Raw genomic sequence first — 12,708 nt, 5'->3', positions numbered from 1 at the left:
AGGGCCGTGAAACGAACTTGCGCCAATGATAGTGTACTCTTCGTATGCGAAAGTAGGTCATCCCCAAGCTCCTTACAAGAAAACCCCGCTAGCAATAGCGGGGTTTTTGCTTTTAAGCCAAGCCAAAAGTACATAAAAAAGTACATAAAAAAACCCGGTGCACGCACCGGGTTATCAATGTCTATTAAGATAACTCAAAATAGACTGCCATGAAATCTGTATTGCTGTTATTTGCGCCGTTATCCAGGCGTTTAACCGCTAGGCAGGCTGTTGTTGTGAGTCTTCTCCTTCGTTTGCTTGCATCATAAGCATCCAAAACAAGCATGTCATTGACCCATTAGGGCTAATCAAAAAACGTTGTCTTATGAAGGTCAAAATACTTGAGGGATTGCAGTTGCATCAATCAAGTTATGGCTTTAAATTTCAAAGGAATTTTGGTATAATGTTGTGGATTGATGGGCTTTACGCCCATTTTTCGTTTCTGGTCGATATGTTTGGGAATTAAGGCTCGCCATGCAAGATTTGCATTCGGTTGTTGAAAAGACGGTTACCCAGTTGGGGTATGAGTTGGTTGACTTTGAAGTGGCCAGCCGCGGTAAATTGCTGCGTGTGTTTATCGACAAGCTGAACCCTAAAGATACTAAAGACAGCGTTAACATTGATGACTGTGTGTTGGTAAGCAATCAGCTGGGCAATGTGTTGACCGTTGAGCTGGACATTGATTATGACCGGCTGGAAGTTTCTTCCGCTGGCCTGGATCGTGTGTTGCGTAAAGAAAGTGATTTTGTCCGCTTTATCGGCGAGCGTGCACTTGTTAAGTTGCGCATAGGTATTAAAGATGATGGCCCTAAAGCCACGGCAACGACTTTGCCCAGGAAAACCTTTTTAGGTGTACTGCAAGGTGTTGAAGATGGCAAGGTGAAGATTGAGTGCGATGGCTGGCTGTATAGCTTTTCGCTGGATAATTTAGACAAGGCTCGGTTGAGCCCGATTTTTGATTAATTTGTTTTAATTAATCCGTACGGTGCGTTGGAGATTACGATGAGTCGTGAAATATTGTTGTTAGTTGATGCTCTGGCACATGAAAAGAATGTCAGTAAAGAAGTGATTTTTACGGCATTAGAGCTGGCATTGGCTTCTGCAACTAAAAAGAATCATGAAGAAGGTGCAGACATTCGTGTCGAGATTGACCGCGAAAGTGGTGACTACAGTACTTTCAGACGCTGGCAATATGTCGAGTACGACCTGCTCGAAAGTTCAACTTACCAGTTCGACGAGGAAGATCCGCGAGCAGAAGGTCGCCAGATCGGTGACTATTATGAAGAACCGCTAGAGTCTATTTCTTTTGGTCGTATCGGCGCACAGGCAGCGAAACAAGTGATTTTACAAAAAGTCCGTGAAGCTGAACGTGAGCAAATGATCCAGGACTTTTTAGGCCGTGGCGAGAGCCTGGTCACAGGCGTGATAAAGCGTATGGAAAAGGGGAATGCGATTATTGAAGTAGGTCGCATTGAATGCCTGTTACCGCGTGAAGCGATGATCCAGAAAGAAAACTTGCGCGTTGGTGATCGTGTACGTGCCTATTTGTCACGCGTAGACCGTGGTGGCCGTGGCCCGCAATTGATTTTGTCGCGTATCGCACCAGATTTCCTTAAACGTTTGTTTGAGCTTGAAGTGCCGGAAATTGAAGAAGGTTTGCTGGAGATTCGTTCAGCAGCGCGTGACCCGGGTTTGCGTTCAAAAATTGCAGTGAAAACCAATGACCAGCGTCTTGACCCGGTAGGTACTTGCGTAGGTATGCGTGGATCACGTGTGCAAGCAGTCACCTCAGAACTCGGCGGCGAGCGTGTGGATATCGTGCTGTGGAGCATGGACCCGGCACAGTTTGTAATCAACGCATTGGCGCCTGCTGAAGTAAGCTCCATCGTGGTGGATGAGGATGCACACAGCATGGATGTCGTTGTAAGCGAAGAGCAATTGGCAGTGGCGATTGGGCGTAATGGTCAAAACGTACGCCTGGCTTCAGAATTAACTGGCTGGAGCTTGAATATCCTGACCGAAGAAGCCGCTGCACAGAAGAACCAGGACGAATACGCAAAAATCAGTCAGTTGTTTATTGAAAAACTGGATGTGGATGAAGAAGTAGCAGACATTCTGGTGCAAGAAGGCTTTAGTACGCTGGAAGAAATTGCGTATGTGCCGATCGCAGAAATGGCAGAAATCGACGCGTTTGATGAAGATACCGTGAATGAATTACGTTCACGTGCGCGCGCTGCTTTGCTGACCGAGGCGATCGCCAAAGAAGAGAAAGTTGAAGAAGACACGCATGATTTGATGACGCTTGAAGGCATGGATGCCGACACCGCGCACAAATTATCTGCAAACAACATTCACTCAAGTGAAGATTTAGCTGAGCTTGCAGTGGATGAACTGGTTGAATTGACCGGAATAGATGATGAACGTGCCAAGTCATTAATTATGACCGCACGCGCGCCTTGGTTTAAATAACCTGGCGTTAAAACAACCCGGGTTTAAAAGTCCGGTTTGTAACCTGAGTTTAAGTAATTAGCGGTTTCTTGTAACCCGCCAGGCAAGAATCATGCGTACACCTTAAATTAGAATATAGAGTAATTGAACTGGAGCAGTACATGGCACTTTCAACCGTCGCACAATTTGCCGCAGAGCTGGGTCTTCCAACGACCTTGCTCATCGAGCAACTGAAAAGCGCAGGCGTTAATAAAACGTCTGTGGATGATTTTTTGGAAGAAGGTGACAAGACTGCATTGCTGGATTACTTGCGTAAAGAGCATGGCGCAGCCAATGCCCCAAAAAACAAAATAACGCTGATGCGCAAGCAGAATACCGAAATCAAGAAAACTGATAGCTCAGGTAAAGCACGCACCATTCAAGTCGAAGTGCGCAAAAAACGCGTATTGGAGCGTCCTGAGGAGATCGGGTATGAAGCTCCTGCTGAAGCAGCAATTGAAGAGCCTAGCATTGCCGAGCCAGAAGTGCTGGAAGAGGCGCCAGTAATTGTCCCTGAACCAGAAATCGAAGTGCCTGCGGTAGAAGTTGAGCCGGAACCCGAAGTAGAGCCAGTCGCGGAAGTGGCAGAGCCTGCACCTGAAGCAGAAGCGCCGGTTGCAGCGCCAGCTAAATCCAAAGCCGCAGTGCTATCTGTGCAAGAGATCGCTTTGCGTGAAAATGAAGCGGCACGGCATGCCAAACTGTTGGCGCTTCAGGCAGAAGATGTACAACGCAAACAGGCATTGACACAACGTCGTGCCGAAGAAGAGGCAAAACGTCAAGCGGATGCTGAAGCGGCCAAAAACAAGCCTGCGCCAACAAAACTATCTGAAGGCACGTTGCACAAGCCAGCGAACAAAGTTACTGACAAACCAGCGGAAAGCAAAGATAAAAAGAGCAAGCCTGGTAACCGTGACTGGAACGATAACGAAAACAAAAAACGCGGCATTAAAACCCGCGGTGATGCGCCTGGTGGTGCCTCACAAGGATGGCGCACGCCTAAAGGCAAGCATCACAAGTCAAATAAAGATGACCAGCATGCATTTAATGCACCGACTGAGCCAGTGATCAAAGATGTGATGATTCCTGAGACTATTTCAGTCGCTGACCTGGCACATAAAATGTCAGTCAAAGCAGCTGAGGTGATCAAGGCACTGATGAAAATGGGCATGATGGTTACGATCAACCAGGTGCTGGATCAAGACACTGCCATTATTCTGGTGGAAGAAATGGGGCACAAAGCCCAAGCCGCTGCTGCCAACGATCCTGAGAGTTTCCTCGAGGAAACTGACATGACCGAAGCCGTGATGCAAGCGCGTCCACCGGTCGTAACCGTCATGGGTCACGTTGACCATGGTAAAACATCATTGCTGGATTATATCCGCCGTAGCCGTGTTGCTTCAGGCGAAGCCGGCGGCATTACCCAGCATATTGGTGCTTACCATGTAGAAACACCGCGTGGCATGGTGACATTCCTGGATACTCCAGGCCATGAAGCCTTTACGGCCATGCGTGCGCGTGGTGCCAAGGCTACGGACATTGTCATTCTGGTGGTTTCTGCTGATGATGGTGTCATGCCGCAAACAATTGAAGCGATTCACCATGCAAAAGCGGGTAACGTGCCTATCGTGGTAGCGATCAACAAGATCGATAAACCAGAAGCACAACCAGAACGCGTGAAAAATGAATTGATTACCCATGAAGTGGTGCCGGAAGAGTATGGTGGTGAAGCCATGTTCCGTGAAGTATCTGCTAAAACGGGTAAGGGTATTGATGAGTTACTGGAAGCGGTGCTGTTGCAGGCAGAAGTACTTGAGCTGACAGCTCCGCAGAATACACCGGCTACAGGCCTGGTGATTGAAGGCCGTCTGGATAAAGGCCGTGGACCGGTAACTACCGTATTGGTGCAGTCTGGTATCTTGCGTCGCGGCGATATGTTGCTGGCGGGTACTGCTTATGGTCGCGTTCGCGCCATGCTGGATGAAAACGGCAACGACATTAAGGAAGCAGGTCCTTCTATCCCGGTAGAAGTGTTAGGTTTATCGGATGTGCCTAGTGCCGGTGAAGAAACGATTGTCCTCAACGACGAACGTAAAGCACGTGAAATCGCCATGTTCCGTCAAGGCAAGTTCCGTGATGTGAAACTGGCTAAACAGCATGCAGCCAAACTGGAAAATATCTTTGAACAAATGGCTGAGGGCGCAGTACAAACCCTTAACCTGATTATCAAGTCAGATGTTCAGGGCTCTTTCGAAGCGTTGACTACAAGCTTGCAAAAGCTGTCCACTAAAGAAGTACGCGTTAATATCATTCACACTGCAGTCGGTGCTATTAGCGAGTCAGATGTTAACCTGGCTGCCGCATCTAAAGCTGTCTTGATCGGTTTCAATGTCCGTGCCGATGCTGGTGCGCGAAAACTGGTAGAGACACTTGGTGTCGATTTACGTTACTACAACATCATTTATGAAGCGGTAGACGAAGTCAAAGCGGCCTTGGGCGGTATGTTGCCGCCAGAGCACAAAGAGCAAATGATTGGTACTGTGGAAATCCGCGAAGTCTATCGTATCTCCAAAGTGGGTGCTGTGGCTGGTTGTTATGTGCAGGATGGTATGGTTAAACGTAATGCTAAAGTCCGCTTGCTGCGTAACAATGTCATTATTCATACTGGCGAACTTGACTCACTGAAACGTTTCAAAGACGACGTTAAAGAAGTTAAAAACAACTTTGAATGTGGTCTGTCTCTGAAGAACTACAACGAGATTGAAGTGGGTGATATTCTGGAAGTGTATGAAGTCGTTGAAGTGGCCCGTACACTTTGACTTTAAAAAATCGTCATGATGCGTTGTTGCCATCCAAAAAATGTTCGCTTACATATGCCCAATATGCCGCGCTCCATTTTTTGGCTGACGCCTAGCCTCATTTAGTCTTTTAAAGTCAGGAAAATCAATGGCTAAAGCATTCTCCCGCAATGACCGTGTGTCTGAGCAAATTCGCCGTGAACTGGCGGATTTGCTGATGTTTGAAGTAAAGGATCCGCGCGTGCAAATGGTCACCCTGACCGATGTTGAGGTTGCCGGTGATATGGCGCACGCCAAAGTGTTTTATACCGCAGCAAAAAACAGCAAAGGCCTGCAAGAAGGCCTGGAAAAAGCCGCCGGCTTTTTACGTTCACAGCTAGGTAAACGCATGATGCTACGCACAATGCCACAACTGCATTTTGTGTATGACGAATCGATAGACCGCGGGATGCATATGGATAAGCTGATTGACAAAGCGATCTCCGAGCAAACCCCGGAACAAGCTACACCCGACACTCCCTCGCAAGAATAACTTTCTATGCAAACCAAACGCATCAAACGCGCCGTTCACGGCGTGTTACTGCTTGATAAGCCGCATGGTTATTCATCCAACCAGGCACTGCAAAAAGTTAAATGGCTTTACCAGGCACAAAAGGCCGGACATACCGGCACGCTTGATCCGCTGGCGACTGGCGTGCTGCCTATTTGCCTGGGTGAAGCGACCAAATTTGCCCAGCACCTGACCGATGAAAATAAAACCTACATAGCCACAGTCAAATTTGGCGTCACTACCACTACGGGTGACAAAGAGGGCGATATTGTGCAGGAGTTCGCGTGCAATGTGCAGCCAGGGGAGGTTGAAGCAGTACTGCCTGCCTTGACGGGTGAGATTACCCAAATCCCTCCCATGTATTCTGCCCTCAAGGTGGATGGCAAACCTTTATATGCTTACGCCAGGGAAGGCGTTGAACTGGAACGCAAGCCACGCCAGGTGACTATTTTCGCCATTCAATTACTGGATTGCCAGGATAATATTGCGAATATTGAAGTCACTTGCAGTAAGGGTACTTATATCCGCACGCTGGCTGAAGATATTGGCAAGGCACTAAATGTGGGTGCACACCTGATTGACCTGCGCAGAACGGCCACAGCGACTTACCAGATCGTGCATACGGTAACGCTAGAGGGTTTGGAAGCCATGACGATGGAAGCGCGCGATGCGCTATTATTGCCGGTGGATACTGCGATTAGCGCTTTACCTAAAATAGCGCTGCATGCAGATGCTGCGTATTATTTTAAGCAGGGGAATCCAGTATGGTTACCGGGAATCATTCCAGATGGCGATGTGCGGGTTTATAGTGAAGCGGGCCTTTTTTTAGGCCTCGGTGTACAACTGGCAAACGGAAGAATCGCACCCAAACGCGTCGTAAATTTGTAGCGCTGGGCAGTCGGCTACCAGCTTCTAGTCTCAAATAAAGCTTGAGGAGAGTGGCAATGCATATCCTACGCCATTATTTTATCAGTCTGCTGTTGTTATCCGTTTTGCCCATCGAAGCTCAGTCCACATCGGTGACTGTACTCTATGATGACCGTTTCCTGCTGCATGATACTGGCGCCGGTCACCCGGAAAAGCCAGACCGGCTTGGCTTTATTGTCCAGCATCTAAAAAAACATAAAACCATTAGTCCAAAACTGCGTTGGCCGACATTTTCTGCGGCTACACGTGAACATTTACTTTCCGTTCATCAAGCCAGTTATCTTGATTTGCTGGATGCCGAGCTGCAACAACTGACTCCCGCTCGACCTTATCTTACGCTAAGTACTGGCGACACCGTTATCTCGAAAAAATCACTTGAAGTGGCCAAGCTGGCTAGCGGTGCAGCGATGGCCGGCATTGATGCAGTCATGCAACACAATAGTAAAAGTGCTTTTGCGCTGGTCAGGCCGCCTGGTCATCACGCGACCGCTGATCGCGGCATGGGTTTTTGTATTTACAATCACGTGGCGGTGGCGACGCGTTATGCGCAAAAGAGATATGGTGTGCAGCGAGTGCTGATCGTGGATATCGACGTCCATCACGGCAACGGTACGCAAGACATCTTTGATGAGCATGACAGCGTTTTTTATTTCAGCGCGCACCAGCATCCGCTTTATCCCAGGTCAGGCAGACCAACTGAAAAGGGACATGGCAAAGGGGAAGGCTACACCATAAATGTGGATGTGCCTGTCGGCAGCGATGAAGCTATCATCTTAAAAGCGCTCAATGCACAACTGGAACCAGCCATGCAACGCTTTCGGCCTGAGCTAATTTTAGTCTCGGCTGGACTAGATGCACATCAGAGTGACCTGCTCGGTGGATTAAGCTACACAGACGCAGGCTATGCAGCGATTGCACAAAAGCTGGTCACACTAGCCAACCAATATGCGCAGGGCAGAACAGTTTGGGTGCTGGAAGGCGGATATGTTCCGGAAAACAATGCCAGCGCGGTTGAAGCAATTTTACAAGTACTTATAGACCAATAGACATAATTTTGCAACAAAATTGCATATTAAGTCATATCAGATATGTTAATATATTCAACATGTTAAAGCGGTTTTATACCTATGTGCTCATTTCCGTGCTGTTTGCGTTCACGCAAATTGGCATGGCTGCACATGAAATCAGCCACTTAAACGATCTTAGCAACCAATCACAATCTGATCATCAACACACTGGCGGTGAGCCTTGTACCTTATGCCTGGGCTTATCAGTGATTGCCGGTGGCATGCCACCAACAGCCTTTATTTGCCCGGTCATTGCATGCGATAAACCTCATTACATTTTAACCTCATCAACTGCTGTGCAGTCCTTTACCAAGGTCTATGCTGCACGCGCACCACCCTCTTTTTCTCAGCTTTAATTTCTATTGCTTGCGCCCAGAGCGCACCTGAATCCTTGCCTGCTGATTTGGCAACCGCTGCCCGTGCGGTTGGCCCTAATTGCAGGACGATTAATTGTTGAGAAAGAATGATCATGAATATCGCAAAGCACATCGTACGTGCTCCACATTTACAGCTAAACCCTGTGTGGCTGGCATTAACAACCATCTTAGCCTTTCCAGTTTTAACATTGCATGCCGAAGAGCACAGCCATACACTGGATCTGGACAATGTGCCTATTACCGGTAATCCACTGGGTGTAGGCTCGGATGATATGGTCGTGCCTGTGTCTGTACTTGGCGGGCGCGAATTAAGCTTACGCCGCGAAGGCACCTTGGGTGAAACCTTGAACGGAATTCCCGGCGTGACCGCTACGCAATTCGGCCCCAATGCCTCGCGCCCGATTATCCGTGGTCTCGATGGCGAGCGCGTACGTATCATGCAAAACGGTGTTGGCATCCTGGATGCGGGCTCTCTCAGTTTCGATCACGCTGTGGCGATTGATCCCCTCATTATTGAGCAAGTCGATGTGGTGCGCGGACCTGCAGCATTATTGTATGGCGGCAGCGCAGTCGGTGGTGTGGTCAACGCGATTGATCACCGTATTCCCAAAGAGTCCTTAAACGGTATGACGGGACGTGGCGAAGCGCGTTTTGGCGGGCCGGATAATACGCGTAATGGCGCTGCGGTTGTCGATGTCGGTAACGGTACGTTTGCCATCCATGCCGATGTTTATTCTCGTGAAACCAGTAACCTGGATATTCCAGGTTATGCCGTATCAAAGCGCAAAAGCCTGGCAGATGGAGAGCCGCGCGATAGCAAAGGCAAAGGCAAGTTGAACAATAGCAGCGCGTTATCGAATGGCGGTGCTTTAGGGGCGGCCTGGACATTTGATACCGGCTACCTGGGGGTTTCCTATTCCAGCCTGAACAACAATTACGGTGTAGTGAATGAAGATGATGTGCGCATTGATATGGAACAGCAAAGATGGGAGCTGGCAGGTGAGGTCAGGGAGCTGCGTGGCCCTATCCAGAAGTTGAAGTTACGTATGGCTCATACCGATTACCAGCACGTTGAATTAGAAGGTGGCGAAGTAGGCACTACTTTTAAAAACCGTGGTATGGAGGGTAGCCTGGAAGCGACCCATATCCCTTTGGCAAACATCAATGGCGTCGTCGGTTATCAGTTCCAGAATACCCGTTTCCAGGCGTTGGGTGAAGAGGCATTTGTCCCGAGCGTGGTGACACAAACACAGGCACTCTACGTATACGAAGAGTTGCCGATTGATAGGCATAAAATTACCTTTGGTGGCCGCGTCGGTGAAACCTCGGTGGCTTCCAGTGCTGATGCTGTCTTCACTCAGGCATTTAACAATCGCTTTAATCCCAACAGTTTTGCCTTAGGTGGTTTATATTGCATTGATGACGCATGGAGTGCGACAGCAAACCTGTCCCATAACGAACGTGCACCTAGCTATTTTGAGCTGTATGCCAATGGCGAGCACGTGGCAACCGGGCAGTTTGAAGTCGGTAACGCCAACCTTGATAAAGAAGTTTCCAACGGTATTGATGCGCAATTAAAGTGGAAGGCCAACGGCCACAGTATTACGCTGGGTGCTTACGCGACGCGTTTTCAGAACTTCATTGGCCTGTTGAATACAGGCGAAACTGATCCCGGCACAGGTCTGGCGATTGCCAACTTCACTGCCGTGCCGGCCATGTTTAAAGGGTTGGAGCTGGAAGGAAAGTTTGCCCTTAACGACGAATGGACGCTCAAGATGCGGGGCGATTATGTGCACGCCAAAGACACACGTAACAACGAGTATCTGCCGCGCATTTCGCCATTACGCCTAGGCGGCGGACTGGATTACCGGTTAGGTAACTGGAATGCGCGCATGGATGTGTTGCATGCCTTCAAACAAAATGATGTCGCTGAAAATGAACTGAAAACGGATGGCTATACCAACCTGAGTGCGTTACTGGCTTACAAGCTGCCAGTAAAATATCACGTAGAGTTATTTGCTAAAGCAAATAACCTGCTGAATGATGAAATCCGTGAGCATGCTTCTTTCCTCAAGGATATCTCTCCGGCAGGCTCACGTTCGGTGTTGATAGGGGCCAGGGCTGATTTCTAAAAGTTAAAGGCAATAAAAAGGGTTGGCAATTGCCAACCCTTTTTATTTAGTTAATCCATTAACCAAACAGGATCAGTCCCCAGACGATACCGAGATTGATCAGTGCCAGTAAAACAGCGGCACTGCCAATATCCTTGGCACGTTTGGCCAGCGCGTGGCGCTCAATCGAGACACGGTCAACCACGGCTTCGACCGCAGAATTCAGTAATTCTACGATCATAACCAGCATGACGCTGCCTACCATCAGAATGCGGTGCAAAGCTTCAGCTTCCAGGTAAAACGCCAGTGGAATCAGCACTAGGGATAACCAGACCTCTTGCCGGAAGGCATCTTCGTGCTGGTAGGCGGCTTTGAACCCATCCATGGAGTAACCGAATGCATTCACCAGGCGACGGATGCCGGTTTTGCCCTTAAACGGGCTTTCTTCATGTGACGGGGAGGGTTTGTTTTGCATGGATTATCTCTAAAAATCTACATCACATTTTAACATGCGCTATGATAACGCTTTTAGCAGTGTAATGAGGGTTAACATGGCAAGAATGGTGCAGTGCGTGAAACTGGGTAAAGAGCTGGAGGGGATGGATTTCCCGCCATATCCTGGTGAGCTGGGTAAAAAGATTTATCTGCATGTGTCTAAAGAAGCATGGGCAGGGTGGCTGAAACAGCAAACCATGCTGGTCAACGAGAACCGCCTGAGCCTGGCCGATGCCAGTGCCAGGAAATATCTTGCTGAGCAAACTGAAAAGTATTTCTTTGGGGATGGTGCGGATGTGGCCACTGGCTATGTTCCACCCAGTGCTTAATTAGCCGGGCATAAAAAAAGCACTCTTCGGAGTGCTTTTTGTTTTAATAATTAAGACATGGTTTCGCGTTTGATGTCTTCCAAGCTGGTATGGCGGATATCTTTACCTTTAACCATATATACCACATATTCAGAGATATTTTTTGCATGGTCCCCGATACGCTCAATCGCTTTTGCCACAAACAGCACTTCAAGTGACATCGAGATTGTGCGTGGATCTTCCAGCATAAAGGTAATCAGCTGACGCATGGCTGCACGGAACTGCTCGTCAACCTGCTCGTCCTGCTTGGCGACTTCAACAGTCTGGCTGACATCCAGGCGCGCGAATGAGTCCAGTGAAGTACGCAGCATTTCACGCACCAGGCCAACCATGGATTTAATCTCGTTGAATCGAGGTTTGTACATGCGGTCCTGCTCATAAATACGCTGAGCGGTACGGGCAATCTTGGTGGCTTCATCACCAATGCGTTCCAGGTCAGTAATGGTTTTCACCATCATCATAATCATGCGTAAGTCACGTGCCGCAGGCTGGCGGCGGGCAATGATATGGCTACAGTCTTCATCGACTTGCACTTCCAGTGCATTGACGCGTGCATCACGTGCCATCACATCTTTAGCCAGATTAACATCCGCTGTCGTCAGTGATTCCAGCGCATTCACAATTTGCTGTTCGACCAACCCCCCCATTTCCAGAACCTTGGCGCGTACCGATTCCAGTTCAACATCATATTGTTTTGAGGTGTGTTCAAATTGCATGACGTAATTTCCTAATTATTGTGCCCGCTAGGTTATCAGTACAATATGACAACTTTATGATAGTGATTGGCGGGGTGGTTTCAATTATTTGGTCAGGGTTTTAACGCCATTTGGCGTCGCCAGCAGCAAAACGTTTGCAGGACGTGCCGCGAACAGGCCGTTAGTAACTACACCCACAATTTGATTGATTCTGGTTTCCAGTTCGATTGGATCGCTGATCGTCAGGCCGTGCACATCGAGAATGATGTTGCCATTGTCGGTCGTGAAGTCACGCAATTTTGGCTGACCGCCGAGTTTGACCAATTCACGCGCTACCTGGCTACGCGCCATAGGCAGCACTTCAACTGGCAACGGGAATTTACCCAGCACTGGAACAAATTTGCTTTCATCGCAGATACAGATAAAGGATTTAGCCACAGCTGCCACGATTTTTTCACGGGTCAGCGCACCGCCGCCACCTTTAAGCATATGCAAATGCTCGGTAATTTCATCAGCGCCATCCACATAAATATCCAGGCTGTCGACACTGTTTAAATCAAATACTTCAATGCCATGGTCGCGCAAACGTTTGGCCGTCGCTTCCGAGCTGGCGACAGCACCTTCGATTTTGTGTTTAACTTTGGCTAATTCATCAATGAAAAAGTTGGCGGTTGAACCTGTACCCACGCCGATAATGCCATCTTTTACATAGGTAATTGCTGCTTTAGCTACTTCCAGTTTAAGTGCGTCTTGTTGTGCTTTATCCAATGCCATCTGCTTCAATCCTTGATTAA

At 48.5% G+C, this 12,708-nt stretch carries 12 protein-coding genes; 9 read left to right on the top strand and 3 right to left on the bottom strand.

Translation table 11 applies throughout. The annotated features are described in order from the left end of the window. Positions 1-513 precede the first annotated feature (513 nt). The 8 genes from rimP (at position 514) to LPA26_RS13560 (ending at position 10,377) form a co-directional block, all read left to right on the top strand. The gene (gene rimP / locus LPA26_RS13595; protein ID WP_055829036.1) at positions 514-1,002 is read left to right on the top strand and encodes a ribosome maturation factor RimP; all 489 of its coding nucleotides are present in this window, start codon (positions 514-516) and stop codon (positions 1,000-1,002) included. A gap of 39 nt (positions 1,003-1,041) precedes the next feature. Beyond that, on the top strand, positions 1,042-2,508 hold the full coding sequence (gene nusA / locus LPA26_RS13590) for a transcription termination factor NusA (protein WP_055829033.1): 1,467 nt from the start codon (positions 1,042-1,044) through the stop codon (positions 2,506-2,508). 140 nt (positions 2,509-2,648) lie between these two features. Next, positions 2,649-5,345, top strand: coding sequence for a translation initiation factor IF-2 (gene infB / locus LPA26_RS13585; RefSeq protein WP_229008745.1), 2,697 nt, complete (start codon positions 2,649-2,651; stop codon positions 5,343-5,345). Positions 5,346-5,472: 127 nt separating this feature from the next. Beyond that, on the top strand, positions 5,473-5,856 hold the full coding sequence (rbfA, locus tag LPA26_RS13580) for a 30S ribosome-binding factor RbfA (RefSeq protein WP_055829027.1): 384 nt from the start codon (positions 5,473-5,475) through the stop codon (positions 5,854-5,856). A 6-nt stretch (positions 5,857-5,862) separates the two neighbouring features. Beyond that, positions 5,863-6,762 carry a tRNA pseudouridine(55) synthase TruB gene (gene truB / locus LPA26_RS13575; protein ID WP_229008744.1) on the top strand — a complete coding sequence of 300 codons (900 nt, stop codon included), beginning with the start codon at positions 5,863-5,865 and terminating at the stop codon, positions 6,760-6,762. 56 nt (positions 6,763-6,818) lie between these two features. After that, a complete protein-coding gene (locus LPA26_RS13570) occupies positions 6,819-7,847 on the top strand; it encodes a histone deacetylase (RefSeq protein ID WP_229008743.1) in 1,029 nt (342 codons plus the stop codon). A 59-nt stretch (positions 7,848-7,906) separates the two neighbouring features. Further along, the gene (locus LPA26_RS13565; RefSeq protein ID WP_229008742.1) at positions 7,907-8,224 is read left to right on the top strand and encodes a hypothetical protein; all 318 of its coding nucleotides are present in this window, start codon (positions 7,907-7,909) and stop codon (positions 8,222-8,224) included. 113 nt (positions 8,225-8,337) lie between these two features. Continuing rightward, entirely contained in the window at positions 8,338-10,377 is a 2,040-nt protein-coding gene (locus LPA26_RS13560; protein ID WP_229008741.1) for a TonB-dependent receptor, read from the top strand. Between the two features lie 58 nt (positions 10,378-10,435). Here the strand turns inward: LPA26_RS13560 and LPA26_RS13555 are convergent, their stop codons facing one another. After that, on the bottom strand, positions 10,436-10,831 hold the full coding sequence (locus tag LPA26_RS13555; protein ID WP_229008740.1) for a diacylglycerol kinase: 396 nt from the start codon (positions 10,829-10,831) through the stop codon (positions 10,436-10,438). Between the two features lie 76 nt (positions 10,832-10,907). On the opposite strand from LPA26_RS13555, the gene LPA26_RS13550 reads away from it, so the two are divergent. Then, complete coding sequence (locus LPA26_RS13550; RefSeq protein ID WP_055829014.1) at positions 10,908-11,180, top strand: oxidative damage protection protein; 273 nt, start codon at positions 10,908-10,910, stop codon at positions 11,178-11,180. Positions 11,181-11,230: 50 nt separating this feature from the next. On the opposite strand, the gene phoU is transcribed toward LPA26_RS13550, so the two are convergent. Then, positions 11,231-11,935, bottom strand: coding sequence for a phosphate signaling complex protein PhoU (gene phoU, locus LPA26_RS13545; RefSeq protein ID WP_055829012.1), 705 nt, complete (start codon positions 11,933-11,935; stop codon positions 11,231-11,233). 84 nt (positions 11,936-12,019) lie between these two features. Further along, entirely contained in the window at positions 12,020-12,688 is a 669-nt protein-coding gene (rpiA, locus tag LPA26_RS13540; RefSeq protein ID WP_055872071.1) for a ribose-5-phosphate isomerase RpiA, read from the bottom strand. Between the last annotated feature and the right edge of the window lie 20 nt (positions 12,689-12,708).

This window comes from Methylophilus sp. Leaf408 (genome assembly GCF_916856905.1).
Taxonomy (GTDB): domain Bacteria; phylum Pseudomonadota; class Gammaproteobacteria; order Burkholderiales; family Methylophilaceae; genus Methylophilus.
The sequence above is the reverse complement of the archived record's forward strand: the minus strand, read 5'-3'. Positions and strand labels throughout refer to the sequence as shown.

What these genes read in the sequence shown, in the direction of transcription:
- rimP (WP_055829036.1), top strand. Translation starts at nt 514, where the DNA reads ATGCAAGATTTGCATTCGGTTGTTGAAAAGACGGTTACCCAGTTGGGG.
- nusA (WP_055829033.1), top strand. Translation starts at nt 1,042, where the DNA reads ATGAGTCGTGAAATATTGTTGTTAGTTGATGCTCTGGCACATGAAAAG.
- infB (WP_229008745.1), top strand. Translation starts at nt 2,649, where the DNA reads ATGGCACTTTCAACCGTCGCACAATTTGCCGCAGAGCTGGGTCTTCCA.
- rbfA (WP_055829027.1), top strand. Translation starts at nt 5,473, where the DNA reads ATGGCTAAAGCATTCTCCCGCAATGACCGTGTGTCTGAGCAAATTCGC.
- truB (WP_229008744.1), top strand. Translation starts at nt 5,863, where the DNA reads ATGCAAACCAAACGCATCAAACGCGCCGTTCACGGCGTGTTACTGCTT.
- LPA26_RS13570 (WP_229008743.1), top strand. Translation starts at nt 6,819, where the DNA reads ATGCATATCCTACGCCATTATTTTATCAGTCTGCTGTTGTTATCCGTT.
- LPA26_RS13565 (WP_229008742.1), top strand. Translation starts at nt 7,907, where the DNA reads ATGTTAAAGCGGTTTTATACCTATGTGCTCATTTCCGTGCTGTTTGCG.
- LPA26_RS13560 (WP_229008741.1), top strand. Translation starts at nt 8,338, where the DNA reads ATGAATATCGCAAAGCACATCGTACGTGCTCCACATTTACAGCTAAAC.
- LPA26_RS13555 (WP_229008740.1), bottom strand. Translation starts at nt 10,831, where the DNA reads ATGCAAAACAAACCCTCCCCGTCACATGAAGAAAGCCCGTTTAAGGGC.
- LPA26_RS13550 (WP_055829014.1), top strand. Translation starts at nt 10,908, where the DNA reads ATGGCAAGAATGGTGCAGTGCGTGAAACTGGGTAAAGAGCTGGAGGGG.
- phoU (WP_055829012.1), bottom strand. Translation starts at nt 11,935, where the DNA reads ATGCAATTTGAACACACCTCAAAACAATATGATGTTGAACTGGAATCG.
- rpiA (WP_055872071.1), bottom strand. Translation starts at nt 12,688, where the DNA reads ATGGCATTGGATAAAGCACAACAAGACGCACTTAAACTGGAAGTAGCT.